At 70.0% G+C, this 25,158-nt stretch carries 24 protein-coding genes and 1 tRNA gene; 12 read left to right on the forward strand and 13 right to left on the reverse strand.

Features of this window, described 5'->3' with window-relative positions:
• Nucleotides 1-19 precede the first annotated feature (19 nt).
• Together ACWEMY_RS21705 and ACWEMY_RS21710 are read left to right on the forward strand one after the other, a co-directional pair.
• Nucleotides 20-1,054, forward strand: coding sequence for a PLP-dependent cysteine synthase family protein (locus ACWEMY_RS21705; RefSeq protein ID WP_452391472.1), 1,035 nt, complete (start codon nt 20-22; stop codon nt 1,052-1,054).
• A gap of 43 nt (nt 1,055-1,097) precedes the next feature.
• Nucleotides 1,098-2,489 (forward strand): MATE family efflux transporter, encoded by a 1,392-nt coding sequence (locus ACWEMY_RS21710; protein ID WP_452391473.1) that lies wholly within the window; start codon nt 1,098-1,100, stop codon nt 2,487-2,489.
• Between the two features lie 41 nt (nt 2,490-2,530).
• On the opposite strand, the gene ACWEMY_RS21715 is transcribed toward ACWEMY_RS21710, so the two are convergent.
• The 4 genes from ACWEMY_RS21715 to mfd all read right to left on the reverse strand — a co-directional run bounded on the left by ACWEMY_RS21715 (nt 2,531) and on the right by mfd (nt 8,108).
• Nucleotides 2,531-3,106, reverse strand: coding sequence for a TerD family protein (locus ACWEMY_RS21715; RefSeq protein WP_336084453.1), 576 nt, complete (start codon nt 3,104-3,106; stop codon nt 2,531-2,533).
• Between the two features lie 39 nt (nt 3,107-3,145).
• The gene (locus tag ACWEMY_RS21720; protein ID WP_452391474.1) at nt 3,146-3,616 is read right to left on the reverse strand and encodes a hypothetical protein; all 471 of its coding nucleotides are present in this window, start codon (nt 3,614-3,616) and stop codon (nt 3,146-3,148) included.
• A 188-nt stretch (nt 3,617-3,804) separates the two neighbouring features.
• Nucleotides 3,805-4,500, reverse strand: coding sequence for a MazG family protein (locus ACWEMY_RS21725; protein ID WP_452391475.1), 696 nt, complete (start codon nt 4,498-4,500; stop codon nt 3,805-3,807).
• A complete protein-coding gene (gene mfd, locus ACWEMY_RS21730; RefSeq protein WP_375929989.1) occupies nt 4,497-8,108 on the reverse strand; it encodes a transcription-repair coupling factor in 3,612 nt (1,203 codons plus the stop codon). Before mfd ends, ACWEMY_RS21725 begins: the two co-directional genes overlap by 4 nt.
• Before the next feature lie 127 nt (nt 8,109-8,235).
• Between mfd and ACWEMY_RS21735 the strand changes: the two genes are divergently transcribed.
• Complete coding sequence (locus tag ACWEMY_RS21735) at nt 8,236-8,859, forward strand: TIGR03085 family metal-binding protein (RefSeq protein ID WP_452391476.1); 624 nt, start codon at nt 8,236-8,238, stop codon at nt 8,857-8,859.
• On the opposite strand, the gene ACWEMY_RS21740 is transcribed toward ACWEMY_RS21735, so the two are convergent.
• Nucleotides 8,860-9,507 (reverse strand): TetR family transcriptional regulator, encoded by a 648-nt coding sequence (locus ACWEMY_RS21740; protein WP_375929991.1) that lies wholly within the window; start codon nt 9,505-9,507, stop codon nt 8,860-8,862.
• Nucleotides 9,508-9,666: 159 nt separating this feature from the next.
• A complete protein-coding gene (locus tag ACWEMY_RS21745) occupies nt 9,667-10,341 on the reverse strand; it encodes a TetR/AcrR family transcriptional regulator (RefSeq protein ID WP_375929992.1) in 675 nt (224 codons plus the stop codon).
• Nucleotides 10,342-10,511: 170 nt separating this feature from the next.
• On the opposite strand from ACWEMY_RS21745, the gene ACWEMY_RS21750 reads away from it, so the two are divergent.
• The 6 genes from ACWEMY_RS21750 to ACWEMY_RS21775 all read left to right on the forward strand — a co-directional run bounded on the left by ACWEMY_RS21750 (nt 10,512) and on the right by ACWEMY_RS21775 (nt 14,776).
• Nucleotides 10,512-10,582, forward strand: a tRNA-Gln gene (locus ACWEMY_RS21750).
• Nucleotides 10,583-10,674: 92 nt separating this feature from the next.
• Entirely contained in the window at nt 10,675-12,165 is a 1,491-nt protein-coding gene (gene glmU / locus ACWEMY_RS21755) for a bifunctional UDP-N-acetylglucosamine diphosphorylase/glucosamine-1-phosphate N-acetyltransferase GlmU (RefSeq protein WP_375929993.1), read from the forward strand.
• Complete coding sequence (locus tag ACWEMY_RS21760) at nt 12,162-13,142, forward strand: ribose-phosphate diphosphokinase (RefSeq protein ID WP_218716034.1); 981 nt, start codon at nt 12,162-12,164, stop codon at nt 13,140-13,142. The genes glmU and ACWEMY_RS21760 overlap by 4 nt, the downstream gene beginning before the upstream one ends.
• A 100-nt stretch (nt 13,143-13,242) precedes the next feature.
• The gene (locus ACWEMY_RS21765) at nt 13,243-13,728 is read left to right on the forward strand and encodes a hypothetical protein (RefSeq protein WP_375929994.1); all 486 of its coding nucleotides are present in this window, start codon (nt 13,243-13,245) and stop codon (nt 13,726-13,728) included.
• A gap of 13 nt (nt 13,729-13,741) precedes the next feature.
• Nucleotides 13,742-14,383 (forward strand): DUF2461 domain-containing protein, encoded by a 642-nt coding sequence (locus tag ACWEMY_RS21770; RefSeq protein ID WP_375929995.1) that lies wholly within the window; start codon nt 13,742-13,744, stop codon nt 14,381-14,383.
• Between the two features lie 51 nt (nt 14,384-14,434).
• On the forward strand, nt 14,435-14,776 hold the full coding sequence (locus ACWEMY_RS21775; protein WP_452391477.1) for a hypothetical protein: 342 nt from the start codon (nt 14,435-14,437) through the stop codon (nt 14,774-14,776).
• Between the two features lie 9 nt (nt 14,777-14,785).
• On the opposite strand, the gene egtD is transcribed toward ACWEMY_RS21775, so the two are convergent.
• The 4 genes from egtD to egtA are packed head-to-tail and all read right to left on the reverse strand — an operon-like array spanning nt 14,786 to nt 19,234.
• Nucleotides 14,786-15,757, reverse strand: coding sequence for an L-histidine N(alpha)-methyltransferase (gene egtD / locus ACWEMY_RS21780; RefSeq protein ID WP_452391478.1), 972 nt, complete (start codon nt 15,755-15,757; stop codon nt 14,786-14,788).
• Nucleotides 15,754-16,599: an ergothioneine biosynthesis protein EgtC gene (gene egtC / locus ACWEMY_RS21785; protein WP_452391479.1), complete on the reverse strand. Its 846-nt coding sequence runs from the start codon at nt 16,597-16,599 to the stop codon at nt 15,754-15,756. The genes egtD and egtC overlap by 4 nt, the downstream gene beginning before the upstream one ends.
• Nucleotides 16,599-17,891: an ergothioneine biosynthesis protein EgtB gene (egtB, locus tag ACWEMY_RS21790; protein ID WP_452391484.1), complete on the reverse strand. Its 1,293-nt coding sequence runs from the start codon at nt 17,889-17,891 to the stop codon at nt 16,599-16,601. The genes egtC and egtB overlap by 1 nt, the downstream gene beginning before the upstream one ends.
• 38 nt (nt 17,892-17,929) lie before the next feature.
• Entirely contained in the window at nt 17,930-19,234 is a 1,305-nt protein-coding gene (gene egtA, locus ACWEMY_RS21795; RefSeq protein WP_452391480.1) for an ergothioneine biosynthesis glutamate--cysteine ligase EgtA, read from the reverse strand.
• A 121-nt stretch (nt 19,235-19,355) separates the two neighbouring features.
• On the opposite strand from egtA, the gene ACWEMY_RS21800 reads away from it, so the two are divergent.
• Nucleotides 19,356-20,534, forward strand: coding sequence for an aminotransferase class V-fold PLP-dependent enzyme (locus tag ACWEMY_RS21800; protein ID WP_452391481.1), 1,179 nt, complete (start codon nt 19,356-19,358; stop codon nt 20,532-20,534).
• Here ACWEMY_RS21800 and ACWEMY_RS21805 read toward each other — a convergent pair.
• Entirely contained in the window at nt 20,531-21,088 is a 558-nt protein-coding gene (locus tag ACWEMY_RS21805) for a TetR/AcrR family transcriptional regulator (protein WP_452391482.1), read from the reverse strand. The two genes, ACWEMY_RS21800 and ACWEMY_RS21805, sit on opposite strands and share 4 nt — an antisense overlap.
• Before the next feature lie 95 nt (nt 21,089-21,183).
• Between ACWEMY_RS21805 and ACWEMY_RS21810 the strand changes: the two genes are divergently transcribed.
• Together ACWEMY_RS21810 and ACWEMY_RS21815 are read left to right on the forward strand one after the other, a co-directional pair.
• Entirely contained in the window at nt 21,184-21,873 is a 690-nt protein-coding gene (locus ACWEMY_RS21810; protein ID WP_452391483.1) for a lysophospholipid acyltransferase family protein, read from the forward strand.
• A gap of 82 nt (nt 21,874-21,955) precedes the next feature.
• On the forward strand, nt 21,956-23,599 hold the full coding sequence (locus ACWEMY_RS21815; RefSeq protein WP_375930003.1) for a fatty acyl-AMP ligase: 1,644 nt from the start codon (nt 21,956-21,958) through the stop codon (nt 23,597-23,599).
• Between the two features lie 42 nt (nt 23,600-23,641).
• Here the strand turns inward: ACWEMY_RS21815 and pth are convergent, their stop codons facing one another.
• Nucleotides 23,642-24,220 carry an aminoacyl-tRNA hydrolase gene (gene pth / locus ACWEMY_RS21820; RefSeq protein WP_375930004.1) on the reverse strand — a complete coding sequence of 193 codons (579 nt, stop codon included), beginning with the start codon at nt 24,218-24,220 and terminating at the stop codon, nt 23,642-23,644.
• Between the two features lie 21 nt (nt 24,221-24,241).
• Nucleotides 24,242-24,868 carry a 50S ribosomal protein L25/general stress protein Ctc gene (locus ACWEMY_RS21825; protein ID WP_375930005.1) on the reverse strand — a complete coding sequence of 209 codons (627 nt, stop codon included), beginning with the start codon at nt 24,866-24,868 and terminating at the stop codon, nt 24,242-24,244.
• Nucleotides 24,869-25,158: the final 290 nt, after the last annotated feature.

Consider the following 25,158-nt stretch of genomic DNA (forward strand, 5'->3'; position numbering starts at 1 on the left):
TCCGATGGAGGAATCCCCCATGGCTCTCGTCACGCGCGTGACGGACCTGATCGGCCGCACCCCCTTGTTCGAACTCGCCGTCACCGACACCGGCACCCGGCTGCTGCTCAAGCTCGAACAGTTCAACCCGACCGGCGCCGCCAAGATCCGGATGGCGCGCTCGATGGTGCTCGACGCGGAGCGGCGGGGTTTGCTGCGCGATGGCGGGCATATCATCGAGTCGACGTCCGGCAACACCGGACTGGGCCTGGCGGTGGTCGCGGCCGAACGTGGCTACCGGTTCACCGCCGTGGTCGACAACCACGCCTGTAAGGACAAACTGCTCGCGATGCGGGCCATGGGCACCGACCTGGTGTTCGTCGCCGACGACGGTGACGACGAGCTGGCCACCTCGGCACGGGAGGACCTCGCCGAGGCGATGGCGGCCGCCCGTGACGACGCCTACTTCACCGAACAGCACAACAACGACGCCAATGCCGTGGGCTACTACGCGGTGGCCGAGGAGTTGCTCGCCGACGTCGAACGGGTCGACATCCTGCTCTCGGCGGTCGGCACCGGCGGTTCGCTGTTCGGCACCGCCACCCGTCTGCGTGAGCTGGGCAAACCGGCCCGGGTGATCGGCGTGGAGCCGGTCGGTTCGATCGCCTTCGGCGGCGAGGGCGGCCCGTACTGGCAGTCGGGTACCGGCACCCCGCCCGGCGCCACCATCGGCACCGCCGTGGACTACGCGCTGCTCGACGAGGGCGTGAAGGTCAGCGATGTCGACGCCTTCGCCACCGCGCGCGCCGTCGCCAGGACACACGGGCTGCTGATCGGCGGCTCGGCGGGCGGGTCGGTGCACAATGCCTTGACGCGTCTGACGGAATTCCCGGCAGGCTCGACCGTGGTGACCATCGTGTGCGACGGGGGCGAGAAGTATCTCGACACCGTGTTCGACGACGAGTGGATGGGTATGCGGGACTTGCTCGACCCCACTGCCGAAGCCGAGGTCACCACCCTGCTGCGCCGCTACTCGCCGCTGCGGCGCCACGACGAATTGATGGAGGTCCGGTGAGCGCGAGCCCGCGCCGCACGACGAACCGCCCCGGAGAGACCGGGTGAACGGGGGCCGTACCGACAGCAACGCGCTGGCCAGACTGGCCACGCCGATCGCGCTCACCCAGCTGGCGCAGATCGCGGTCTCCACCACCAACCTCGCGTTGATGGGCACCCTGGGTGTGCGCGAGGTGGCCGCCGGTGGCCTCGCGCTGGTGCTGTTCAACCAGATCCGCACCATGTGCGTCGGGTTGATCACCGGCACCGGTAACCAGATCGCGGGCGCGCTCGGCGCGGCGGGCAAACGCGGCGATTCGGCCGACGACGAAGTGCGCGCCGTGGTGCGGGCCGCGTTCGTCATCTCGACCCTCGCCGGTCTGCTCGGCGGTGCGCTGCTGATCGGGCTCGGCTGGGTGCTGCCCTGGCTGGGCCAGGACGCGGCGGTGCTGGAACTGGCCCGGCCGATGATGATCGCGCTGGCCCCCGGTCTGCTGCCCTGCCTGTGGTTCCAGGTGCTGCGCCAGTACACCGTCGGAATGCAGCGACCGCAGGCGTTGCTGCTGGTCACGCTGGGTTCGGTGGCGCTGAACCTGGTGCTCGCGCTGGCCTTCATCCACGGCTGGGCGGGGCTGCCCGCCTTCGGCCTGACCGGCGTCGGCATCGCCACCTCGCTGGTCTTCCTGGTCACCTGCGGGGTGTTCTGGGCGATGATCCGCCGCGACGAGCGACTCGGGCCCACCCTGCCCGCGACCCCGTGGCCGGTGCGCTGGGCGACCGTGCGCGAGGAACTGCGCCTGGGCACCCCGATCGCGCTGACCTACGGGTCGGAGGCGGGCATGTTCTCGGTGCTGGCCCTGGTCATGGGCAGTTTCGGGCCCGCCGCGCTGGCGGCGCACAATGTGGTCTACCAGATCATCTACATCGTGTTCCAGGTCGCGATCGGGCTCTCGCACGGGGCGTCGATCCTGGTCAGCCACAGTGTGGCGCGCGAGGAGTACGACCACGCGCGGACCGTGGCCTGGCTGGCGCTGCGGCACGCGGCGGTCCTGGCCGGGGTCACCGGGCTGGTCTACGTGGTCGCCCCCGACCTCGTGCTGGCGCCGTTCCTCGAGCCCGGCGACACCGACACCATCGCCATCGCCCACACCCTGCTGCTGATCGGCATCGTGCTGCAGTTCTTCGACGCCGCCCAGAACATCGGCACCGGCCTGCTACGCGGCCTCAAGGAGACCTCCGCGGGCTTCCGCCTCTCCCTCATCGGCTACTGGGCCGTCGGCCTCCCCGCCGCCCTCCTCCTGGCCTTCCCCCTGCACCTGGGCGCGGCAGGCGTCTGGTGGGGCCTCACCGCCGGCCTGGCCACCACCGCCGTCCTGATGCTGCGCAAGTACTTCGCCCTGCTCGACCAGGCCGCCGGGGTGCCGTCGCGGCGGGTGCCCGTCACCCAGGCACGCTGAAGGCGGGCGGCCGTCGGGCCGCCCGCCTTCGCCGGGACAACTCAGATGTTCACGCCGTAGTCGCGGGCGATGCCCGCCAGGCCGGAGGCGTAGCCCTGGCCGATGGCGCGGAACTTCCACTCGTTGTTGTGGCGGTAGAGCTCGCCGAAGACCATGGCGGTCTCGGTGGAGGCATCCTCGGACAGGTCGTAGCGGGCCAGTTCGACGCCGGTGTTGGCGTCGGTGACGCGGATGTAGGCGTTGCGGATCTGTCCGAAGGACTGGCCGCGGGCCTGGGCGTCGTGGATCGAGACCGGGAAGAAGATGTTGGTGATCGTGGGCGGGGTGGCGGCCAGGTCGACATTGATGATCTCGTCGTCGCCGTCGCCCTCACCGGTGAGGTTGTCACCGGTGTGCTCGATCGTGCCCTCGGGCGAGCGCAGGTTGTTGTAGAAGACGAAGTGCTGGTCGGAGAGCACCTTCAGGTTCGTCCCGGTCGCCAGCGCGCTGGCGTCGAGGTCGTGGTCGGCGCCGGTCGTGGTGCGCACGTCCCAGCCGAGTCCCACCGCCACCTTGGTGAGATTGTCGGTCTGCTTCGACAGCGAGACATTGCCGCCCTTGGCGAGTGTGACGCTCATGAAAACCCTTCTGTCCAGATGGTGTGCTGTGTGACGAGCTCAGTCGGCCCAGGACCGCAGCGTCTCGACTCGGCCCTCGAGCGCGCGCAGTTCGGAGTCGTCGAGCACGGTGCGCTGGATGCCGCGATCGACGGCGAACGCCGACTGACGATGATCGTCGATGACCTCGACATCGAGCTGCACCGCGGTGTAGTCCTCGGCCGATGGCATCGATTCGGCGAGTACCGAGGCCCGGCCCCGCGCACAGAGCGCGACATTGCCGCCGCCCAGGATCAGCAACGCCACCTCCGGCTGCGCCCGCAACCGCGCCAGCGACCCGCGATCGGACTTCAGGCTGAGCAGAATACGGCGATCACCGGCGCGCACCGGCCACGACACCGGGATGGCGTGCGGGGCGGGATCGGTGGTGACCAGCACCGCGATGGTCTCCTGCGGCCAGACCGGCAACACATCGAGCTCGGGATGATCGGTCGCGTAGTCCTGTTCTGCCGGATCCACTTCAGTTGCCATCTGCCTCACCTCGACGATCGACGGACCTCGTACTCCCGCCGCGAACGACGAGCTTCTTCGAGTCTAAAACGCTGTGCGCCTTGCCCGCTGGTGCGCGCGCGATTGTCCGGCACATCTCAGCAAGGTCTCAGTCACCGCACGGCCCCTTCCAGCGCCGGAAAACGAATAGCCGATCGGTTGCTGAGGATTCATCGTGGCCACCACGCGCGCCACTCGTCCGGGGTCAGCGGCGCGCGCACGCCGCGCGCGGTTTCGGCGGCGTCCTCGGCCGCGCGGATGGTGTCGGCGAAGTCGAGGGTGGCCTTGCGCAGGCGCTCCTCGGCGGAATCGGGGCCGCCGAGTTCGACCACGCGCAGGGCCGCCGGGACGAGGTCCTCGGGCAGACCGGCCCGCGCGCTGCGGGAGCGGACCTTCTCGGCCAGGGCCAACGCGGGCTGGGCCATGGCGATCCCGTCGAGGCAGGAGCGGCGGGCCTTCTCCGCGGATTTGCGCTCCTCCCATGCCCTTTCCTGCGCGGCGATCTTCTCGGCGACCGAGGTCCCCGCGGGCAGGTCGTCGGCGGCGAGGTGGGGGCTGCGGTGCACGAGCTTGCCGACCAGGGCGGCGGCGACATCGTCGACGGTGAACTCACCCGCGTGCTCGGCGATGCGGGAGTGGAACAGCACCTGCAGCAGCAGGTCGCCCAGTTCCTCCTTGATGGTCTCGGCGTCGCCGGCCTGGATGGCGTCGAGCAGTTCGTAGGTCTCCTCGAGCAGGTAGGGGCGCAGCGAGTCGTGGGTCTGGGTGCGTTCCCAGCCGCCGAAGTGCCACAGCCGGTCCATCACCTCCACGGCACCGGCCAGTCCCGCGGCCACCACGGCGGTGTCGGCCGCCTCCTCGTTCATCGCGCCGACGCCTCGGTCGGCACCGAGAGATCCACCGCACCTTGGGCTTTGCCGTCGAGCGCGAGCAGCAGATCGGCGACGAACTGCAGCACCGCGACATCGCGGACCCGGTCGGCGCCCACACTGTCGGTGACCCGCGGCAGCGGCACCTGCACCAGGCCGCTGGCCGCGCGGTAGGTGGCGCTGGGGTAGATCCGCTTGAGCCGCAGCTGTTTGGAATCGGGCAGATTCAGCGGCGCGAGCTTGAGCGTGGTTCCGGTGACGACGATCTCGGCCACGTCGTAGGAGCGGGCCAGCAAGCGCAGCTTGGCCACCGACACCAGCCTGCCGACCTCCACCGGCAGCGGGCCGTACCGGTCGACGAGTTCCTCGATGACCGCGGCCAGGGCCGTATCGTCCTGCGCCGAGGCGAGTTTGCGGTAGGCCTCGAGCCGCAGCCGGTCGCTGGCGATGTAGTCGGGCGGGATGTGCGCGTCCACCGGCAGGTCGATGCGCACCTCCTTGGTCTCCTCGGTGACGATCGGCTTGCCGTCGGCGGCCGCGCGATAGGCCTCCACCGCCTCACCGACCAGCCGCACGTACAGGTCGAAGCCGACGCCGGCGACGTGGCCGGACTGCTCGGCGCCGAGCACGTTGCCCGCGCCGCGGATCTCGAGGTCCTTCATGGCCACGGCCATACCGGCGCCGAGATCGGAGTTCTGGGCGATGGTGGCCAGCCGGTCGTAGGCGGTCTCGGTGAGCGGCTTCTCCGGCGGGTACAGGAAGTAGGCGTAGCCGCGTTCGCGCGAACGGCCGACACGTCCGCGCAGCTGGTGCAGCTGCGACAGGCCCAGCGAGTCGGCGCGTTCCACGATCAGGGTGTTGGCGTTGGAGATGTCGAGGCCGGTCTCGATGATGGTGGTACACACCAGCACGTCGAACTCGCGCTGCCAGAAGCCCTGCACGGTGCGCTCGAGCTGGTCCTCGTTCATCTGGCCGTGCGCCACCACCACCCGCGCCTCGGGCACCAGATCGCGAATCCGCTTGGCGGCCTTGTCGATCGAGGACACCCGGTTGTGCACGTAGAACACCTGACCGTCGCGCATGAGCTCGCGGCGGATGGCGGCGGTGACCTGCTTGTCGTTGTAGGCGCCCACATAGGTGAGCACGGGGTGGCGCTCCTCGGGCGGGGTGAGGATGGTCGACATCTCGCGGATGCCCGCCAGGCTCATCTCCAGGGTGCGCGGGATCGGGGTGGCCGACATGGTGAGCACGTCGACGTGCGTGCGCAGCGCCTTGATGTGCTCCTTGTGCTCGACGCCGAAGCGCTGCTCCTCGTCGACGACGACCAGGCCCAGGTCCTTCCAGCGCACCCCGGTCTGCAGCAGCCGGTGCGTGCCGACCACGATGTCGACCTCGCCCGCGGCCATCCCGGCCATGATCTCCTTGGACTCCGCGGCGTCGGTGAAGCGCGACAGGCCCTTCACCGTCACCGGGAAACCCGCGACCCGCTCGGTGAAGGTCTGCAGGTGCTGCTGGGCCAGCAGCGTGGTGGGCACCAGCACCACCACCTGCTTGCCGTCCTGCACCGCCTTGAACGCCGCGCGCACGGCGATCTCGGTCTTGCCGTAGCCGACGTCACCGCAGACCACGCGGTCCATCGGGACGGCCTTCTCCATGTCGGCCTTGACGTCGGTGATGGCGGTCATCTGGTCGACGGTCTCGGTGAACGCGAAGGCGTCCTCCATCTCCTGCTGCCACGGGGTGTCCGGGCCGAAGGCGTGGCCGGGGGCGGCCTGGCGGGCGGCGTAGAGCTGCACCAGCTCGCCCGCGATCTCGCGAACGGCCTTGCGCGCCTTGCGTTTCGTGTTCGCCCAGTCGGAACCGCCGAGCTTGGACAGACTGGGCAGCTCACCACCGACGTAGCGGGAGAGCTGGTCCAGCGACTCCATCGGGACGAACAGCCTGTCGCCCGGCTGGCCGCGCTTGCTCGGCGCGTACTCGATGACCAGGTACTCGCGGCGCGCGCCGCCGATGGTGCGCTCGATCATCTCGACGAAGCGGCCGATGCCGTGCTGGTCGTGCACCACCATGTCGCCCGCGGACAGGGCCAGCGGATCGACCTGGTTGCGCCGCTTGGCGGGCAGCCGCTTGCCCTCGGTGGGCGCGGTGACCCGGTTGCCGGTGAGATCGGATTCGGCGACCACGACCAGGCCCGCGTCGTCGAAGATCAGGCCGTCGTGCAGCGAGCCGCACAGCACACCGACCACACCCGATTCGGGCGCGGCACCGGCCGCCAGCAGGCCCGCGGGCACCTCGGCCTCGCCCAGGCGTTCCAGCACGCGCTGGGCGGTGCCGTGCCCGGTGACCACCACGACCGCGCGGCCGCCGGTGGCGACGTGCGCGCGCAGCGAGGCGAAGATGGTGGCGACGAGTTCCTCGGAGCCGCGCGCGGTGGGACCGGCCAGCACCGGAAGGACGACCTCGGCCGGGTCGCCGGAGCTGAGCGGACTCAGCGTCCACCACGGCAGGCCGAGTTCGTCTGCGCTGGTGTGCAATTCGGGCAGGCTGCGGTATCCGGAGGCCGCCAGGTCCAGGCCGTGCGCGCCCAGCGGGGCGTCACCGCCGAAGGAGGCCGCCGTCCAGGACGCCTCCAGGAATTCCGCGCCGGTGCGGACCAGGTCGGCGGCGCGGGTGCGGATCTTCTCCGGATCGCACAGCAGCAGGTGGGTGCCCGCGGGCAGGGCCTCGGTGAGCAGGCTCAACCGGCCCGGCGCGAGCACGGGGAGCAGGGCTTCCATGCCGTCGACCGGGATGCCCTCGGCGATCTTGTCCAGCATCTCCACCAGGGCGGCGTCGGCCGGGTTCTCGGCGGCCACCGCGGCGGCGCGTTCGCGGACCGGCTCGGTGAGCAGCAGTTCGCGACACGGCGGCGCGACCACGGACTCGACGGTCTGCTCGCCGAGCGAACGCTGATCGGCCACCGAGAACGGGCGGATCTCGCTGACCTCGTCGCCCCAGAACTCCACGCGCACCGGATGATCCGCGGTCGGCGGGAACAGGTCGAGGATGCCGCCGCGCACCGCGAACTCGCCGCGCTTGCCGACCATGTCGACGCGCGTGTACGCGAATTCCACCAGGCGAGCGAGCAATTCGTCGAAATCGGACTCACCGCCCGCGCGCAGCACGATGGGCGCGATATCGCCGAGCCCGGCGGTCATCGGCTGCATGAGCGAGCGCACGGTGGTGACCACCACCCGCAGGGGCGCCGGGTAGACCGGGTCCTCGGGGTGGGCCAGGCGGCGCAGCACCTCGAGCCTGCGGCCCACGGTGTCGGCGCCGGGCGAGAGGCGCTCGTGCGGCAGCGTCTCCCAGGACGGGAACTGGGCGACCGTCGGGCCGAGTATCTCGGCGAGCTCGAGGGTGAGGTCGTCGGCCTCGCGCCCGGTCGCGGTGACCACGACCAGCGGCTGCCGGTCGGCGACGGTCGAGGCGACGAACGGGCGCACCGCCGAGGGAGCCACCAGTTCGACCCCGGATTTGCCGATCAGGTCGGCGACCGTACGCAGCGCGACATCACCCCCAGCCGCCTCGACCAGACCGGCGAGCGGAGGACGAAGGGAGGACATGAACGCTCCTGTAGTGCGCAGACGGGATGGTCGACGAGTCGTGAGGAAGTCTAGTCACCGGGTCCGACACGGTTCCGGACCGCCCGCCGGACCAGGCGATCGAGCCCGCGCGCGTAGGGTCGACAGGGTGAGTCTGGCTCAACGCGAACGCCGCGCCCTGGTGGAAACGATGCTCGAGGTGGGTCCCGGCGCGCCGACCCTGTGCGGGACCTGGACCGCGCACGATCTGGCCGCGCACCTGGTGGTGAGGGAACGCAGGCCCGACGCCTCGCTGGGCATCCTGGTCAAGCCGCTGGCCGGCTATCTCGACTCGGTCCAGGCCGGGATCGCGCAGCGGCCGTTCGCCGAGCTCGCCGAGCTGGTACGCACCGGTCCGCCGTGGTGGTCACCGCTCAAGCCGGTCGACGCGGTCGCCAACCTCACCGAGATGTTCGTCCACCACGAGGACCTGCGCCGGGCCCGAACCGGTTGGGAGCCACGGGAATTGGCGGCGTCCGACGAGGCCCGCCTGTGGAAGGCGCTGCGCACGATCGCGCGCGCGGCCTACCGCAAGGCGCCGGTCGCGGTGGTGCTCGCGACGCCGCAGGGCGAGCGGATCACCGCGCACAAGGCCGACGGCCCGGAGGTGGTGCTCACCGCGGCGCCGTCGGAGCTGCTGCTGCACGCGTTCGGGCGCGACGAGGTGCGGATCGAGACCTCCGGCGCCGAGGCCGATGTGCGCGCGGTGCTTGCCACCGACCGCAGCGTCTGATCAGCCGATATAGCGGCGCAGCCGGCGCGCGGCGAACTCGCGGAAGTACGACAGTTTCTCGTGCGGCACCAGCGAGGGCAGCAGGAAGAACCAGGCGCGTTCCATCCGGGCCGCCATCTGGTCCATCGACTCGGTGCCGACGGCGACGATGTGCACGCCCGCGGTGAGCTCCTGCAGCAGCAGACCGACCACGTCGGCGTCCAGATCGGCCACCAGGTCGCCCTGGGCGATGGCCCGCTCGGCCAGCACCCGGTAGGTCTCGCCCCAGGTCTTGGCGATGTTGTCGCCCTGCGCGCCGCGGTAGTCACCGATCTGGTGGGTGAGCTTGAGCATCGCCCCGACCATCGGATCGTTCATCGACAGGTCGGCCACCACGTAGGTGATGCCGATGCACGCCTCCAGCGCGGGCACCCGGGAATCGAAGAATCCCTGACACGACCCGACGAGCCGGTCGTTGCCCTGATCGACCACCGCCCGCGCCAGCTCCTCCTTGGAGCCGAAGTGAAAGTACAAGGCGCCCTTGGTCACATTGGACTGCGCGATGATTTCGCTGAGACTCGCGTTGGCGTAGCCCAAACGGAGAAAGACATCGGCAGCGCCAGCAAGGACGGAGTCGCGGGTGATCTCCGCGCGCGCTTGCCTAGCCATCAGATCCGCCTGTCATCCAATTATTCCAGCCATCCTGAAGTAGACCGACATCGAAGAAGTTTGATCGACATACCGCCCGGCAGCACCCAAAAGGATGGGTGAACCGTACCACCAGGCCGCCGCGCGGCAGCCGAATCCTCGATTCACCCAGCGGGGGCGCTATCGCCCGGTTACCCCGCCACTCGCCGGGGTCCCGGTATTCCATTCGGAGCTGAGACCCGGTTCGGCTTCCAAGTGGCTCAATCCGTTCCAGCACAGATTCACCAGATGCGCCGCGACCACTTCCTTCGGCGGAGTGCGCTCGTCGAGCCACCAGGTCGCCGCGGTCGAGACCATGCCGACCAGTGCCTGCGCGTAGAGCGGGGCCAGGCTCGGGTCCAGATCGCGCCTGCCGAAATCACCGGCCAGGATGTGGGCGACCTGGTTGACCGCCTCGTTGAGCAGACTCGAGTAGCGGCCGTCGGCATTGGGGGCGGGCTGGTCGCGGACCAGGATGCGGAAGCCGTCGGTGCGTTCCTCGATGTAGGTGAGCAGGGCCAGGGCCACCTGTTCGAGCCGGACCCGCGAGCGGTTCTGGGTCAGCGAGGAGGTGACCATGTCCAGCAGCATCGACATCTCGCGGTCCACGACCACCGCGTAGAGGCCCTCCTTGCCGCCGAAATGCTCGTAGACCACCGGCTTGGAGACCTGCGCGCGCTGGGCGATCTCCTCGATCGAGGTCGCGTCGTACCCACGCTCGGCGAACAACGCGCGACCGATCTCGATCAGCTGCTGTCGCCGCTGCGTGCCGGTCATCCGCGGCCGCGGCGTCCGGCCCGGCTCACTAGCAGACATCTGCCCCCGCCTCTCCGTGTCCCGTCCGATCTGTCCCAGAAGGCTAACAACGCGGCGAGACGCCGGGTGCGACAGGCGTACACAAGATTCGCCGGAGAACGGTGACGTGTGCGAGGATCACTGCGTGCCGTAGCACAGTGGTGGGCCCGGGCGGTCCACTGGTGTGGCGATCCGCCGTAGTGTAATGGCAGCACCTCTGATTTTGGTTCAGATAGTTCAGGTTCGAGTCCTGGCGGCGGAGCACACACGGACACAGTGACGTATCGTCGGCCCGCACCATCACCGACCGAACCCGCCACAGCACACTCGCTGGCAGGCAGCCGAGGGAGATCCATGTCACCGCAGACCGCCGTCGTCGTTCTCGCAGCCGGGGCTGGGACGCGAATGCGGTCGAAGACGCCGAAAGTGCTGCATCCCTTGGCCGGGCGCTCGATGCTCTCGCACGCGCTGCACGCGGCGGCGGAGATCGAGCCGACCCACCTGATCACCGTGGTCGGCCACGACCGCGACAAGGTCGGCGCCGCCGTCGCCGAGGTCGGCAAGGAACTCGGCCTCGACATCGTGTGCGCCGTGCAGGACCAGCAGCTGGGCACCGGGCACGCCGTACAGTGCGCGCTGAGCGCGGTCCCCGCGGACTTCACCGGCGACCTGCTCGTCACCTCGGCCGATGTGCCGCTGCTCGACGGGCACACCCTCTCGGCCCTGCTCGACGAGCACCGCAGCTACGCCGAGCGGCCCGCCGTCACCGTGCTGACCTTCGTCCCCGACGACGCCAACGGCTACGGCCGGATCGTGCGCGACGACGACGGCCAGGTCGCCGAGATCGTCGAGCACGCCGACGCCACCCCCGAGCAGGCCCGGATCAACGAGGTGAACTCCGGCGTCTACGCCTTCGACGCCTCGGTGCTGCGGACCATGATCGGGCGGCTGTCCACGGCCAACGCCCAGCACGAGCTCTACCTCACCGATGTGCTGCGCCTGGCCCGCGAGGCCGGTCATCCGGTGCACGGGGCGCGGCTGGTCGACTCGAACAAGGTCACCGGGGTCAACGACCGGGTGCAGCTGTCGCAGGCGGGCGCCACGCTCAACCGCTACATCCTCGAACGGCACATGCGCGCCGGGGTGACCATCGTCGATCCGGCCACCACCTGGATCGACGCGAGCGTGCGCATCGACCGCGACGCCGTGCTGCGCCCCGGCACCCAACTCTTCGGCACGACCCACATCGGCGAGGACGCCGAGATCGGGCCGGACACCACCCTCACCGACGTGGTCGTCGGGGCCGGCGCCAGCGTGGTACGCACGCACGGCTCGGGTGCCGAGATCGGCGAGGGCGCGACCATCGGCCCTTACAGCTACCTACGCCCGGGCACCGTGGTGGGCACCGAGGGCAAGCTGGGCGCCTTCGTGGAGACCAAGAACGCCTCGATCGGCGCGCACTCGAAGGTGCCGCATCTGACCTATGTGGGCGACGCGACGATCGGCGAGTACAGCAACATCGGCGCGTCGAGCGTTTTCGTGAACTACGACGGCGTGAACAAACACCACACCGTCGTCGGTTCCCACGTGCGGACCGGCAGCGACACCATGTTCATCGCTCCGGTCACCGTGGGTGACGGCGCCTATACCGGAGCGGGTACTGTACTGCGCAGGAGCGTTCCACCAGGGGCACTGGCCGTGTCGGGTGGGCCACAGCGCATCATCGATAACTGGGTGCAGCGTTACCGTCCGGGAACCGCTGCGGCGCGCGCGGCGGCGGAAGCCCTCGCGGCAGACGAGACGTCGAACAAGGCAACCGAGCAAAAGGATGGCAACCAGCAGTGACCGCGTTCTCGATCGACAACCAGAAGAACTTGATGCTCTTCGCCGGCCGGTCGCACCCCGAGCTGGCCGAGCAGGTCGCCAAGGAACTGGACGTCGACATCACCCCGCAGACCGCGCGTGACTTCGCCAACGGCGAGATCTTCGTGCGGTTCGAGGAGTCGGTCCGCGGTTCCGACGCCTTCGTACTGCAGAGCTTCCCGGCCCCGCTGAACCAGTGGCTGATGGAACAGCTCATCATGATCGACGCGCTCAAGCGCGGTTCGGCCAAGCGGATCACCGCGGTGCTGCCGTTCTACCCCTACGCCCGCCAGGACAAGAAGCACCGCGGCCGCGAGCCGATCTCGGCCCGCCTGGTCGCCGACCTGCTCAAGACCGCCGGTGCCGACCGCATCATCACCGTCGACCTGCACACCGATCAGATCCAGGGCTTCTTCGACGGCCCGGTCGATCACATGCACGCGCTGGTGCAGCTCTCGGAGTACATCCGCACCAACTACCCCTCCGACAACCTGGCCGTGGTCTCCCCCGACGCGGGCCGCGTGAAGGTCGCCGAGAAGTGGGCCGACTCGCTGGGCGGCACGCCGCTGGCGTTCATCCATAAGACCCGCGACCCGCTGGTGCCCAACCAGGTGAAGTCCAACCGCGTGGTCGGTGACGTCGAGGGCCGCACCTGCGTGCTGATCGACGACATGATCGACACCGGTGGCACCATCGCCGGCGCGGTGAAGGTGCTCAAGGAAGCCGGCGCGGGCGACGTGATCATCGCGGCCACCCACGGTGTGCTCAGCGACCCGGCCGCCGAGCGGCTGGCCAACTGCGGTGCGCGCGAGGTCGTCATCACCAACACCCTGCCGATCAGCGAGGACAAGAAGTTCCCGACGCTGACCGTGCTGTCGATCGCGCCGCTGCTGGCGCGCACCATCCGCGAGGTCTTCGAGAACGGCTCGGTCACCGGCTTGTTCAACGGCAACGCGTGAGTTGAGTTCCACCGAACGGCCCCTGGCATCCGCCGGGGGCCGTTTTCGGCTTTCGACGTGGTAGTCATGGAGGTCTACGCGCGATACGAGGGGGAGATCGATGGACTACGAACCGGACCGGCCGGTCGAGTTGAGCAAGGACCGCGTGCAGGACGCGCCCGAGCCGGTGGTTCCGCCGCCGCCCGTGCGTCCCGATCAGCAGTGGCCCGGTGTGGAGTTGCCGCCCTATCCGGGGCCGCCGCCCGCGCCGCAGCCGATGTTCCCGGCGCCGGGGTATCCGCGCGGACAGTACGGGGTGGCGCCCTACGGACCGCCGCAGCCGCTGCCGCCGCGCTACGGCTATGTCGACACCACCCCGATCTGGTCGGTCCTCAGCTTCTGCTGCGTGGCCGCGTCGTTCCTCGGCGGGGCGCTGCTGTGCGGGCTGCCGGTGCTGGTGACCGTGCCGACCGGGGTGATCCTCGGCATCGTCGGGCACACCAAGGGCGAACAGCTGGGCAAGTGGGCGGCCACCGCCAATGCCGTGGTCGGTGCGCTGGCCGTGCTGGCGGTGGTGGTGTTCTTCGTGGCGCTGGGTAGCGCGTGAGCTGGGAGGACTGATGGCATTCACCGGGTTTCCGCTGGCGGGACTCGATTTCTACGAAGACTTGGAGGCCGACAACTCCAAGGCTTTCTGGTCGGCGCACAAGCAGACCTACGAGGAGGCGGTGCGCGCGCCGATGACGGCGCTCGCCGCCGAGCTCGCGGACGAGTTCGGCGAGGCCAAGATCTTCCGGCCCTACCGCGATGTCCGCTTCTCCGCCGACAAGACGCCGTACAAGACCCATCAGGGTGCGGTGGTCCGGGTCGCGCCCGGGGTCGGCTGGTATGTGCACATCGACGCGGGTGGTCTCACGGTCGGCGCCGGATGCTTCATGCCGTCACCCCCGGCCCTGGCGACCTTGCGGGCCACCATCGACGACGAGGTGCGCGGCACCGAACTCGCGCGGATTCTCGACGCCACCACCGCGGCGGGCTATGACGTCGGCGGCGACCGGCTCAAGACCAAACCCAAGGGCTACCCCGCCGACCATCCGCGCATCGACCTGCTGCGCTACAAGTCGCTGGTCGTGCGCCGCGGATTCGGCGCCCCGGACTGGCTCACCACTCCCGCCGCCGCGACCGAGGTCCGCCGCGCCTGGGGTGAACTGCGCCCGCTCGTGGACTGGTTCGGCGCGATCTTCGAGGGCGTCGAGCACTGAGCACCGGCCGTGGTCCGTGACGCGCGCCCGGTGGAGGCCGATACTGGACCCATGAGCCGTGAACCGTTGGACATGGACATGGGCGATGACGATCAAGCCGACGACATCGTCGAATACGAGCGGTATGTGGAAGACCCACCGCAGGACTACGTGATCCGCAACCACGAGGCCGACGCCGACGGATTCCTGGGCATCGACGAGGAGATGTCGCAGGAATGGACCGAGGGCAGCGCCGCCCGCGCCGCCGCCGAACAGGACGAACGCCCCGCCGAAGTCGCCGCCGTCCGCGTCGTCGGCGACGACAATGTCGACGGCGACCTCTACGACAACCCGGTTGACGGCGACGAATCCGCGATCAGCGGCGAGACCCGCGCCGAAGACCTCGACCTGTAGCGCCGCCGGTCAGCGCCGCTCGGCCAGGAACAGGGCGAAGCGGTTGGCGGGGTCGGTCCAGGTGTGGGTGGGGGTGAAGCCTGCGGTGGTGAGTTCGGTGCGCAGGGTGTCGGGGTGGAATTTGGCGGAGATCTCGGTGCGCATTTCCTCGCCCGGGGCGAAGTCGACGGTGAGGTCGAGGGCGGGGATGGTGGCGGTCATGGCGGTGGTGGCGCGCAGGCGCATTTCGATCCACTCGTTGGTGGGGTCCCAGCGGGCGATGTGATCGAATTTCTCGGGGGTGAAGTCGGCGCCGAGGCGGTGGTTGAGCACGTGCAGGACATTGCGGTTGAACTCGGCGGTGACGCCTGCGGCGTCGTCGTAGGCGGGGACGAGCACGGCGGGGTCGATCACCAGGCCCGCCCCGAGCAGCAGCAGTTCGCCGGGTTCGAGGACCTCGGTGATGCCGGCCAGGAATTCGGCGCGTTCGGCGGGGACCAGGTTGCCGATGGTGCCGCCGAGGAAGGCGATCATGCGACGGCCGCCCCGGGGCAGGTTGTGCAGGGTGTCGGTGAAATCGCTGACCACACCGTGCACGGCGAGATGCGGGTACTCGGCGGCGATCTCGGTGGCCGCGCCACGCAGGGCTGATGCCGAGACATCCTGGGGTACATAGGTTTTCAGCGAGCCCTCGGCGGTGAGCGCGTTCAGCAGCAGGCGTGTCTTGGCCGCCGAGCCGGAGCCGAGTTCCACCAGCACCTCCGCCCTGGCCGCCTCGGCGATCTCGCCGACGACGCGTTCGAGCAGTGCGCGTTCGGTGCGGGTCGGGTAGTACTCGGGCAGTTCGGTGATCCGCTCGAACAGTTCGCTGCCGCGCGCGTCGTAGAACCACTTGGGCGGCAACGATTTCGGGTCGGCGGTCAGGCCGGTGCGGGCATCGGCGCGCAGGGCCGCGGCGAGGTCGTCGTCGGTGAGGTGGATGTCCAGCAGCGGCTCGGTCATGCGCGGACCCTTTCGAGGTCGGGGAGTGCGAGATCGGTGATGGTGCAACCGCCGGGGGCGGCGGCCACGACCTGCCGGTCGCCGACGAGCTGCCAGCGTGGGTCGTCGTCGTAGGGCTCCGAGCACAGCACGGTGTAGTCGTCGGCCATGAGGATCGACAGCGCGTGCCAGCACGTGGTCGCCCAGAGATGGTCACCGTCACCGAGCAGCAGGTTCAGGCGGGCGGCCGGTTGACGGTGCAGGACGGCGGTGACCAGCAGGCGCAGCGCGTCTTCCGGGGAGGTGATCGGGCCGTCGGGACGGCTGGCCGCGAGCAGGCCGCGCAGCAGCACCCAGAGCGCGGCGGAGTCGGTGAGGGCCTCGGCTTCCAGCAGGATCGCGGCGGAGCCGATCAGTGCCTCGCCGGGACCGACGAGCGCGTTCAGGTCGGCCTGGACGGCGAGCAGGGTGGGGCGCCAGTCCGGGACGACACCGTTGTGGCTGAAGGCCCAGTGTTCGTCGGTGAAGGGAGCGCAGGCGGCGCGTTCCAGCGGCATGCCGACGGTGGCCGAGCGGACCGCGGCCAGGACCGACCGGGACTCCAGCTGACCGAGCACTTCGGTGACGGCCGGATCGGTCCAGATGGGGGCGGCATTGCGGTAGCGGGTCACCGCGTCGCGCACCCCGTCCAGGCCGACCTCGGCGCGGCGCCACCAGGCCACGCCGAAGCCGTCGGCGTTGATCGTGCCGCCGCCGCGCATGTCGGCGGGTGCCCAGGATTGGACGAACAGCGAATGCGGGCCGCGCAGAACGAGTTCGCCGACACTGACCGGGGGGCCCACATAGCCCAGTTGACGGCACATCAGCGTTCGTCCTCTCGCAGGTCGCGGGCGAGACGGAAGCCCGCGAAGATCTGGCGGCGGATCGGGTGATCCCAGTTGCGGAAGGTGCCGCGGCACGCGACCTCGTCGGTGCCGAAGCAACCACCGCGCAGGATGCGGTAGTCGCCGCCGAAGAACACCTCCGAGTACTCCCGATAGGGGAATGCCCGGAATCCGGGATAAGCATCGAATCCCGTTGCGCACCACTCCCAGACATCGCCGATCAGCTGGTGCACGCCGGTGGCGGAGGCGCCCGCGGGATAGGCGCCCACCTCGGCCGGTTCCAGGTGCCGCTGGCCGAGGTTGGCGTGCTGGGGGCCGGGGGTGTCCTCGCCCCACGGATAGCGCCGGGACGCACCGGTTTCCGGGTCGAAGCGGGCGGCCTTCTCCCATTCGGCCTCGGTCGGCAGCCGTTTGCCCGCCCAGCGGGCGTAGGCCTCGGCCTCGAACCAGCACACGTGCACCACCGGCTGACGCGGCCGCAGCGGTGTGCGGACGCCGAAAGCCGTTCGCGACCACCGCCCGTCCTCGTTCGTCCAGAACTGCGGTGCGGTCAGGCCGGCTTCCTGCCGGTGGGCCCAGCCGCGCGCCGACCACAGGTTGGGCCGGTCGTAGCCGCCGTCGGTGACGAAGGCGAGGTACTGCTCGTTGGTCACCGGGGCGACATCGATGGCGAAACCGGGGACGTGCACCGGATGGGCGGGGCGCTCGTTGTCCAGGGCCCACGGGTCGGCCGAGGTGCCCATCAGGAATTCGCCTGCGGGAATGACGACTTCGCCGTCGAGCCGGACCTGCGCGGTGGGCGGCGGCGGGGCGGACAGCACCGGCTCGCCGAGGCGCAGCTGATGGGTGGCGAGCATGGTCTCGTCGTGCTGCTGCTCGTGCTGGGCGATCATGCCGAAGGCGAAACCCTTGTCCACCAGGGGATTTCCGGCTAGGTCACTGGATTCCAGGACGTCCCAGACCTTCTCGCGCACGGAACCGACGTATCCGCGCGCCTGATCCGGGTCGAGCAGGGGCAGGGCTGGACGGTTCGCGCGGGCGTGTTTGAACGCGTCGTAGAGCTCGTCGATATCGGCGCGCACGGCCTCGCGGCCACCGACATCGCGGATGAGCCAGAGTTCTTCCTGATTGCCGATATGGGCGAGATCCCAGACCAGCGGGCTCATGAGCAGTGAATGCTGCGCGGTGAGATCGGTGTCGTCGACGGTGTCGGTGAGCAGGGCGGTGCGCGCACGCGCGCGGTGCAGGACCTCCGCGATCCGGGCGCGCATCCGGTCGCGGGCGGAGTGGTCGGCGGGGACGGAAACAGTCACGGGGCGATCTCCGGAACAGGTTGGGCGGCAACGGAGAAGCCGTTGCGCACCGGCTCGAGTGGACTTCGCCCCGCCCGACATCGGCGCGCGGCGAGGGCCAATTCCGCGGTGGCGGAATCGGTGCGGGCATGAGCGGTGGCCAGTTCGAGCACGTCGACGGCGGCGCGGCGGATCTGCGGGTCGGCCAGGCCGTGGCGGGCCGCGGTGGACCACTCCCCCGCGACCGGTGCTGCCAGTGCCGTCGCCTCGGCGACCACCGCCGGGGTGGACAGCAGGGCGTCGAACAGGTGGATCGGGGTGGTCCAGGTGTCGCCGGGCTGGGTGTCGAGATAGCGGACCTCGAGGTGGCCCGAGGCGCGGACCGGCGGGAACAGGGTGGTGAGGTGGTAGTCGAGGTCGGCCACCCCGGGTCTGCGGCCGACCTCGTCGTCGAGGGCGCCGCTGAGCCAGTCGGCGAAGGTCGCGCCGGGCGGCGGTGACCAGTCCGCGTCGGACTCGGTGCAGCGCACACACAGCAGCGGGACGTCCAGCGCCCAGCGCGCGTAGGCGGTGATCGGATCGGTCCAGTCGGCCACCGGCGGCCGCACCCGGGACGGGTCCAGCCGCAGCCAGGCCCGCATCCGCTGGGATGCCCAGTCACCCGGTGGGGCGCCGTAGAGCCGCGGTGAGCAGGCGAAGGCCGCGATCAGCGCCGGACCCAGGGCGTAGAGGGCCGTCCACCGCGCGCTCACCTCGTGCCGATCGGCGCCGGCGTCGACGCTGACCTGGGTGGCGGCGGTATTGCACATCATGAGCGCGCCGAACGGTCCGACACCGGCGAAACGGCGTTCCATCGCCGCGTAGCGGGGCAGCCGGAGCAGCCGTTCGGCCGGGCGGGCCGCGTCGGCGGCGGCGGGGAGGATGCCGATCTGGTGGGCGGCGAGCAGGTCCCGCAACAGGACGGCATCGGCGCGCAGGTGGTGGGTGAGCGCCGCCGGATCGGCGAACGGGGCGCTGGACAGTTCGATCTGACCACCGGGTTCGATGGTCACCCTGCTCCCACCGGGCAGGGGTGCCGCGGGCGAGGCCGGGGCGAGGGAGACGGGCGCGTGCGGGCCGAGGGCGGTGGCCATCAGGTCCAGCGGTGGGCGGGAACCGGTGGGGCCGGTGGTGAGCCACTCCAGTTCCGCGCCGATGAGTCCCGGTGGCCCCAGCTTGAAACACACCCCGCCGACATAGGCCTCCGCCGCCGCCCTGGAGGAGAGTTCGCCCTGGTCGGGAGCGGAATCGGGCCACGAAGTACGGTGCAGTGTGACGGCCATGCCAACCTCCGCGTGCTGTGGTACTGCCGTGGAAACCTGCGTCTGATCTTCCAGAGTAGCGACGGCCACCGACAGAAAAAGTGACGAATCGGCGAACGAACGCCCGCGCTAGGGTCGACGCATGATCGATCTCGCCGCCGTCAGAGCCGCCACGCCCGGACTCGATGGGGGGCAGGTGTTCCTCGACAGCGCCGGGTCCTCGCTGCCGCCGCGGGTCGTCACCGACACCGTCGTCGACCACCTGCGCCGGGAGGCGGAGATCGGTGGCTATCGCGCCGCCAACGAGCGCCTCGACGCCCTCGCGGCCGTGAAGACCTCGATCGCCACCCTGATCGGCGCCGCCGCCGACACCATCGCCCTGAGCGACAGTGCGACCAGGTCATGGGCCGATTTCGCCTATTCCGTCCCGCTGCGCCCCGGCGACCGGATCCTGATCTCGGGCGCCGACTACGCCAGCAACGCCATCTCGGCGCTGCAGCGGGCCGCCCGCACCGGCGCCACCGTCGAGCACATCCCCAGCGACGCCGAGGGCCGCCTCGACACCGCCGCGCTGGCCGCCATGCTCGACGAGCGGGTCCGGCTGGTCTCACTCCAGCACGCGCCGACCAACGGCGGCCTGGTGAATCCGGTCGCCGAGGCCACCCGGATCGCGCACGAGGCGGGTGCGCTGGTGCTGCTCGACGCGTGCCAGTCGATCGGGCAGCTGCCGATCGACGTGGCCGCGCTCGATGTCGACGCGCTCTCGGCCACCGGCCGCAAATGGTTGCGTGGGCCGCGCGGCACCGGATTCCTGTATGTCCGTGCGGAATTGGCGCGGTCGATGGAACCGGACCGGCTCGACCTGCACGGCGCGCAGTGGGTGCGCCCCGGCGAATACCGGCTGGCCGAGGACGCGAGCCGCTTCGAGTTCTGGGAATGCGATGTCGCCGCCCGGCTCGGCCTGGGCGCCGCCGTCGACTACCTGCTCGCGCTCGGTCCCGAGGCCGTCTACGCCGCCGTCGCCGACCGGGCCGCCCACCTGCGCGCGCTGCTTCCGGAGTTGCCCGGGGTGACGGTGCGTGACCTGGGCACCGAGCACAGCGGCATCGTCTCGTTCACCGTCGACGGCCACGATCCGGTGCTGCTGCGCGACCGGCTCGCCGGGCAGGGCGTCACGGTCACGGTGAGCCACGCGAGTTCGACGCTGCTCGACATGACCGGGCGCGGCCTGGCCGCGGTGATCCGCGCGTCACCGCACTGCTTCGTGAGCCACGCCGATCTCGACCACTTCGTGGCGACCCTGGCCGAGCTCACCCGCTAGCCGAAGGCCAGGTGCTCGTCGACGATCCGCTCGGCGAGGGCCCGGGGATCTTCCTCGGGGGCAACGACTTCGAGTGTGCGGTTGGCGGCGACCGTCGCGAGGCCGTGGACATTGGTCCACAGCGCGAGCGCGCGGCGCGGCGCGGCGGGCCCCGCGCCCGCCGCGGCGACCAGCTCGACGACGCGCCGGTACAGCGGCTGGGTGGTGCCGCGCAGGTTCTCCCCTGATCCGGCCAGCAGATCGTGGCGGAACATGAGGGTGAACATCTCCGGCCTGGTCACCGCGAAATCGACGTAGACCCGTGCCATCTCCCGCAGCCGGACGCGCGGGTCGCCCGCGGCGGCCGACTGCGCGAACCGGGCGAGCAGGTCGGCGAAGCCGCGCGCGGCGATGGCGGCGAGCAGGGCGGCGTGCGTCGGGAACCAGCGGCGCGGGGCGCCGTGCGAGACCCCGGCGGCGCGGGCGATGGCCCGCAACCCGAGGCCGCCGACGCCGTCGCGTTCGAGCAGCTCGACGCCGGTGTCGACGAGGCGTTCACGCAGGGAGCCGGGCATACGGGCAATTCTGCACCGCGGGCGGCACCCCATCCCATGGCACCCGTAGACAGTGTCTACTAGTGTCGAGTAGACACTGTCTACTCGGAGGTCCCATGTGGTATTCACTGTGCAAATACGTTCTCGTCGGCCCGCTGCTGCGCCTGCTCGGCCGCCCACACGTCGAGGGCCTCGAACACATCCCGCGCACCGGGCCGGTGATCATCGCCGCCAATCACCTCGCCTTCATCGATTCGCTCTACCTGGCGCTGGTGATCCCCCGGCCGCTCACCTTCCTGGCGAAACAGGAGTACTTCACCGGCACCGGCCCGCGCGGGCGGGCCAAGCGCTGGTTCTTCACCGCCGCCGGACAGGTGCCGGTGAACCGCACCGGCGGTGACGCGGCCGCCGACGCGCTCGCCGCGGCCACCCGCATCCTCGAATCCGGCGGTGCGTGGGCAATTCACCCGGAGGGCACGCGCTCGCTCGACGGCAGGGTCTATCGTGGTCGGACCGGGGCGTTGCGCGTGGCCATGGCCACAGGCGCACCGGTGGTACCCGTGATTCTCGACGGGACCGACCGCATGAATCCGCGCGGTCGGAAACTGTTGCGTTTCACCAAGGTGCGCATCAGCGTCCAGCCGGCGCGACGCTATCCGGCAGCGGAGTATCGCGCCCAGGTCAGAGCGGCAACCGACCAGCTGATGCGGGAGATCGCGGAACAATCAGGTAGACCATATGTGGACCGTTACGCTGCCACCTTCGCCGTCGAGAAAAGTGCGGCAGGGGGTGTTCGCCGGGGTTGAGTGGGGTTAACACCGAGGGCGCGGGGCGGGATTTGTTGGGAGCACGGCCGTAACCGATCGTTGGCGCAAAGGGAGTCCGACGTTGAGCAGGTTCACCGACGAAATGTTTGCCACCGCGTTGACCAGCCCACGGGGACTGGTCACCGGAGAACCCGATGTGCCGTTGCGGCAGACCTGGGGGGAAATCCATCGGATAGCGCGGCGGATGGCGGGCGGGCTCGCCGCCGCCGGAATCGGACACGGGGACGCGGTGGGCGTCCTGGCCGGTCTGCCCGTCGACATCGCCCCCGTCTGCCAGGCCATCTGGATGCGTGGCGCCTCGATCACCATGCTGCACCAGCCGACACCGCGCACCGATCTGGCGGTCTGGGTGCGCGACACCGAGACCGTGCTGGACATGATCGAGGCGAAGGCGGTCGTGCTCGGGGCGCCGTTCGCGGCCGCCGAACCGGTGCTGCGCGAACGCGGCATCATCGTGGTGCGGATCGAGGACCTGAACGAGGGGGCCGACACCGATCCGGTGCCCACCACCGAGAGCGATATCGCGTTGCAGCAGTTGACCTCCGGGTCGACCGGTTCGCCCAAGGCGGTCCGGATCACCCACGGCAACTTCTATGTCAACGCCTACGCGATGTTCAATCGCGTCAAGTTCCAGACCGACGACGACGTGATGATCAGCTGGCTACCGCTGTTCCACGACATGGGCATGGTCGGATTCCTCAGTGTGCCCATGCAATTCGGCGCCGAAGTGGTGTGTGTGACCCCGCTGGACTTCCTGGCCCGGCCGCTGCTGTGGGCCGAGCTCATCGCCAAGTACCGCGGAACTGTCACCGCCGCACCGAATTTCGCGTACTCGCTGCTGGCCCGGCGGCTGCGCCAGGCCGAGCCGGGCACCATGGATCTGTCCAGCGTGCGCTACATGTGGAACGGCGCCGAACCGGTGGACCCCGACACCATGATCGCGCTGGCCGAGGCGGGCAAGGGATTCGGGCTCAACCCGATGGCGCTGACCCCGGTCTACGGCATGGCCGAGACCACGCTGGCCGTGTCCATCCCCGACCCCGGCCACGGCCTGGTGCTCGACGTGATCGACGCCGATCTGCTGGAGGCGGTCGGCAAGGCGGTGCCGGTCGCCGAAGACGGCCACCACGGCACCCCGCGCCGGTTGCCGACACTGGGTCATCTGGTCGACGACCTGGAGGGCCGCGTCGTCGACGCCGAACGTCAGCCGCTGCCGGTGCGCTCGGTGGGCGTCATCGAATTGCGCGGTCCCGCCGTGACTTCCGGCTACGTCACCGTCGACGGGTTCCGCCCCGCGCAGGACGCCGACGGCTGGCTCGACACCGGCGACATCGGCTACTTCACCGACGCGGGCCTGATCGTGGTGTGCGGGCGGATGAAGGACGTCATCATCATGGGCGGCCGCAACATCTACCCCACCGATATCGAGCGCGCCGCACTGCGGGTGAGCGGGGTCCGCCCCGGCAACGCGGTCGCGGTGCGCCTGGACGCCGGCGAGAAGCGCGAGAGCTTCGCGGTGGTGGTCGAATCCAACGACTACCAGGAACCCGACGAGGTGAAGCGAATGGAACGCGAGATCGTCCACGAGGTCTTCGCCGAGGTAGGCGCCCGCCCCCGCACGGTGGCCATCCTCGGCCCAGGAGCCCTCCCGAAGACCTCCTCGGGCAAACTCCGCCGCGCGGCCACCGCGGTACACCTGCGCTGAGACGCGTTCGGCGCGCCTGGATCTCCGGGTGCGCCGAACAGCTCAGTGCAGGTTGTTCTGAGCGGCTTCCAGGCCGACCTTCAGCAACAGTTCCACCGCGTCAGCAGCCTGTTCCACGATCACCGGCACCTCTTTGCGCTCCGGCGCCGCGAACGCCTTGAGCACATAGTCGGCCGGGTCCTGACGCCCCGGCGGACGGCCGATGCCGATGCGGGTGCGCAGGTAGTCCTTGGTGGTCAGCGCCTGCGAGATGGATCGCAACCCGTTGTGCCCACCTTCGCCGCCGCCCTGCTTGAGCTTGATCGTGCCGAACGGCAGGTCGAGCTCGTCGTGCACCACGATCACCTGGTCGACGGGCACCGAGAAGAACTTGGCCAGCGCGGCCACCGGGCGACCCGAGAGGTTCATGTAGGTGCGCGGCTTGGCCAGCAGGATCTGACGGCCGTCCAGGCGCGCCTGCAGCAGGTCGGCGCCGGATTTCTTGTGCTGGGCAAAACGGCCGCCGATGCGCTCGGCGAGCACATCGGCGACCAGGAAGCCCACATTGTGGCGGGTGCGCTCGTATTCGGGACCGGGGTTACCCAGTCCGACCACGAGCGCGGGCCCGGAGGATTCGGTCACGACCGAACCGTAGCAGCGGAATTACTCGGCGGACTCGGCCTCGGCCTCGGCCGGCTCGGCCTCGTCGGCGGTGCCTTCGCCCTCTTCGTCCAGCTCGGCGGCGGACGGCGCGGCGATCACGTTGACGATCAGGGCCTCCGGGTCACCGGCGAGGGTGACACCGGCGGGCAGCGCGATGGTGCCGGCCAGGATCTGGGTGCCCGCCTCGATGCCCTCGACCGAGACCTCGATGGACTCGGGCAGCTTCAGCGCGTCGGCCTCGATGGACAGGGTGGTGGCTTCCTGGGTGATCAGGGTGCCCGCGGCGGCGTCACCGGTGACCACGACGTTGACGTCGGTGGTGACGCGCTCGCCACGCTTGACGATCAGCAGGTCGGCGTGCTCGATGTAGCGGCGGATCGGGTGGACGACGACCGACTTGGTCATGGCCAGCTGCGACTTGCCGTCGACGACCAGGCTCAGGATGGCGTTGGTGCCGTGCTCGCGCAGGATGGCGGCGAACTCACGGGCGTTGATCGCCAGGTGCTGCGGCTCGGCGTGGTGGCCGTACAGCACGGCGGGCACATTGCCGTCACGACGGGTACGGCGCGCGGCGCCCTTACCGAATTCGGTGCGGACGGCGGCTTCGATGACGTTGGCGTCGGACATGGTGAATGCGCTCCTACGGCTCTTCCGGGCTGGTCATGGGCGACCCATCTACCGGGGTCTGGGTCTACTCGTCGGACGAAGAACGAACGAGGACGGCCACAGAGCCGAGCCGCGTCGATCACGGTGAGCACCAAGGAGGGCCCACCCTCGCCGAGACAACCCGACAACCATACCCCACCGCCCACTACGAGCTGAAACCGCCATGACCGCACTCCCAGCCCCGCACCCGCGACCCCGAGGAGCGGCGGCCACGCAGTGGCCGGTCGCGGCCGGGCCGCCGGTCAGCGCTC

This window comes from Nocardia sp. NPDC004415, assembly GCF_053602435.1.